Below are 2,251 nucleotides of genomic sequence, written 5' to 3'. Positions count from 1 at the left end.
GCGTCGCGCCGAGGCCGAGCGAGCCGTCGCGCATGGCGCGCGGCACCGCGGTGATGATGTCGTCGGAAAGCGAGGAGACGACCGGGATCAGCATGACGCCCATGACCAGGCCGGCGGTGAAGATGCTCTGGCCCTGGATGAAGGGCGAGCCGCCGGTCAGCGCCGCGGAGAGATCGCGCAGGAACGGCCCCAGCGTGACGACGGCGAAGATGCCGTAGACGATGGTCGGGATGCCAGCCAGCAACTCAAGCGCCGGCTTGACCACCGACCGCACCTTGGGCGAGGCGTATTCGGCCATGTAGACAGCCGACATCAGGCCGACCGGCACTGCCACCAGCAGCGCGACGAAGGCGATGTAGAGCGTGCCGGCCAGAAGCGGGATCAGGCCGAACTGGCCCTGGCTGCCGCCCGAGCCGGCCGCGGCGAAGCGCGGATCCCAGACGGTGCCGAAGAAGAAGCTCGCCGGCGAGACGCTCTCAAAGAACTGGATGGTCTGGAACAGCATCGAAAGCACGATGCCGACGGTGGTCAGGATGGCGATGGTCGAGGCCGCCAGCAGCCCCCACAGCATCAGCTGCTCGACATTGTTCCTGGCGCGCGCCCGTGGCGCGACTTGTCTTAGCGCATAGAAGGCGCCGGCGATCGACAGGGCAAGGGTGACGACAGCTCCGATCATGCCGAGCCGGCCCTGCACAGCGTTCGCCTCGACGGCAATCGGGATCATGTAATCCTGGGTGTCCGTCGCCAGCGCCACGCCCTTGGCGGCGAGCAGCGGCTGCAATTCGGCGAAGCTGGCGGGAAGCTGGATGTTGGCATCGAGCTGGCGCAGGCCCTTGGCGAGGCTCTTCACCAGGCTGACGTCGAGCGCCTCGCTGGCGACCGCGCTGTCGGCGGTGCGCTCGGGCAAAGCGGCATGGATGTGGCGGTCGAGGTAGATGGAGGAACCGATGTTCCACACGGCAAGCAGCAGGAGGGCCGGCAGGACAGCGAGCAGGAAGGCCCACCAGCCGTGATAGTGAGCGCGCGAATGCGGCTTCACCGATCCATTGTCCTGCGCGACGGCGCGTTGGCGACCGATGAAGAATGCGACCAGGCCGACGGCGACTACAATGGCAAGTACGAGCATGGACGACATGAACCCACCCCAGGGGAAATCCCTTGTTTGAGCATGATCTTATCCGAACCAGAGGTCAGCGAAGCAAAAACCGGTCCCCACTTTTCGCTGACGCGGTGCTTCGGTTCGGGATCATGCTCCGGTCGCCACCGCCGCTGCGGCAGGCGAAGAGATCGGGGCGCGGGCAAACCCGCGCCCCGGTCCGCAAGCTTGATTACATGGTCTTTCCGGCGGCGAACGCGTCGCGCTGCGCCTGACGCTCGGCGTCGGGAGCCGAAACCAGGCCGTACTCGGCGAGCGGGCTTTCCGGGCCGATCATCTGGTCGTCGAGGAAGAACTCGACATATTCCTTCAGGCCCGGAACGACGCCGAGATGCGCCTTCTTGACGTAGAAGAACAGCGGCCGCGAAACCGGATACTTGCCGCTGGCGATGGTCTCGGTCGAAGGCGTGACGCCTTCCACGGTGGCGACCTTCAGCTTGTCGGCATTGTTTTCGTAGAAGGCGAGGCCGAACACGCCGACGCCGGTCTTGTTGGAGTCGATGCGGGCGAGCGTCTCGGTGTAGTCGCCGTCGATGTCGACAGCCTTGCCGTCCTTGCGGATGGCGATGCAGGTCTTGCCGACTTCTTTGTCGTCGCTGATGCCGGTGGCCTTGATGGCGGCCTTGTCGCAGCCGGCGTCGAGAAGCTTGGTCTCGAACACCTCGCGGGTGCCGTGCTTTTCACCCGGGATGTAGGCGGCGATGTCCCAGTCGGGGAGCTTCGGGTTGACCTGGTTCCACTTGGTGTTCGGATTGTCGACCAGCTTGCCGTCGACGACGAGCTTGGCGGCGAGCGCCTTGTAGATGTCGGCGGGAGCCAGCGCCCAGTCCGGGCCCTTGACGTCGGTGGCGAAGACGATGCCGTCATAGCCGATGCGGACTTCCTGGATGTCCTTCACGCCGGCGTCGGCGCAGGACTTGATCTCGTCCTTCTTGATCGGACGCGAGGAGTTGGCGATGTCGATGGTGTCTTCGCCGACGCCCTTGCAGAATTCCTTGATGCCGGCGCCGCTGCCGCCGGACTCGACCACCGGGGTCTTGAACTTGGTGAAGGTTTCGCCGAACTGCTCGGCGACGATCTTGGCATAGGGAAGGA

General features: G+C 65.2%; 2 protein-coding genes. Both read right to left on the bottom strand.

What is annotated here, in order from left to right:
• Nucleotides 1–1,135 (bottom strand): phosphate ABC transporter permease family protein (locus tag EN745_RS33805; RefSeq protein WP_127423243.1); only part of this gene is annotated, 1,135 nt, incomplete at its 3' end.
• 193 nt (nt 1,136–1,328) lie between these two features.
• On the bottom strand, nt 1,329–2,251 hold a 923-nt coding region (locus tag EN745_RS33800; protein WP_127423242.1), incomplete at its 5' end, for a substrate-binding domain-containing protein.

This window comes from Mesorhizobium sp. M4A.F.Ca.ET.022.05.2.1, from assembly GCF_003998845.1.
GTDB lineage: Bacteria > Pseudomonadota > Alphaproteobacteria > Rhizobiales > Rhizobiaceae > Mesorhizobium.
Note: the sequence above shows the minus strand (reverse complement) of the source record. Positions and strands in the feature narration are given on the sequence as shown.